The following is a 1,085-nucleotide window of genomic DNA, read 5'->3' as shown; positions in this document are numbered from 1 at the left end:
GCGTGAGGTGCCGGCGGTGACGCTGCCGGAGCTGTTCGAGGCGCAGGCGGTGCGGACGCCGGGTGCGGTGGCGGTGTCGGACGCGTCGGGTGGTGTGACGTACGGGGAGTTGAACGAGCGGGCGAACCGGTTGGCGCACCTGCTGGTCGGGGGTGGTGTGGGGCCGGAGGACCTGGTCGCGGTGTGCCTGCCGCGGTCGGTGGATCTGGTGGTGGCGCTGCTGGCGGTGGGGAAGGCGGGGGCGGCGTACCTGCCGCTGGACCCGGAGTACCCGGTCGAGCGGTTGGCGGCGACGGTGGCCGACAGCGGTCCCGTGGTGCTGCTGACCGCCGGCGGCGTCGGTGCGGCCGGGGAGGTGGCCGAGGGCGTCCGGCGGATCGATATCGATGCTGTCGAGACCGGCAACGCCCTGAGTGCGCTGTCGACTTCGAACCCGGAGCGTGCGGGCCACAGTCCGGAGAGTCCGGCGTATGTCATTTACACCTCGGGGTCGACGGGTCGGCCGAAGGGTGTGGTGGTGACGCAGGCGGGCCTGGTGAACTACGTGGTCCGGTGTGTGGAGGTGTATCCGGAGGTCGCGGGGCTGACGGTGCTGCACGCGTCGGTGTCGTTCGACGCGGGTGTGACGGGCCTGTACGGGGCTCTGGTGTGCGGTGGCGAGGTGGTCGTCGCCGCGTTGGACGATGCTCTGCCGGGTGTGTTGGGTGGTCGGCGTCCGTCGTTCATGAAGGTGACGCCGAGCGCGTTGGCGGTGCTGGACTCGCTGGGCGATCGCGTGAGTCCGACGGGCCGGCTGATGGTGGGTGGTGAGGCCGTCCAGGCGGCGGCGGTGGCGCAGTGGCGCGAGCGTCACCCGGGTGTCGTGGTGGTGGATCACTACGGCCCGACGGAGGCGACGGTCGGCTGTACCGACTTCGTGCTTCCGGAGGAGCTGGACGGGTCGGAGGTCGTCCCGATCGGTCGGCCGATGTGGAACACCCGGGCGTACGTGCTGGATTCCGGGCTGCGTCCGGTCCCGGTGGGTGCGGCGGGTGAGCTGTACATCGCGGGTGTTCAGCTGGCGCGCGGCTACCTGGGCCGTCCGG

At 71.6% G+C, this 1,085-nt stretch carries 1 protein-coding gene; it reads left to right on the top strand.

Going from position 1 to position 1,085, the window contains the following annotated elements; genetic code table 11:
• Positions 1-16 precede the first annotated feature (16 nt).
• The coding region (locus tag ACIQOV_RS42605) for an AMP-binding protein (protein WP_401056656.1) at positions 17-1,085 on the top strand (1,069 nt) is incomplete at its 3' end.

The organism is Kitasatospora sp. NPDC091257, from assembly GCF_044757675.1.
In the GTDB taxonomy this organism is placed as follows: Bacteria; Actinomycetota; Actinomycetes; order Streptomycetales; family Streptomycetaceae; genus Kitasatospora; species Kitasatospora lactacystinica.
Note: the sequence above shows the minus strand (reverse complement) of the source record. Positions and strands in the feature narration are given on the sequence as shown.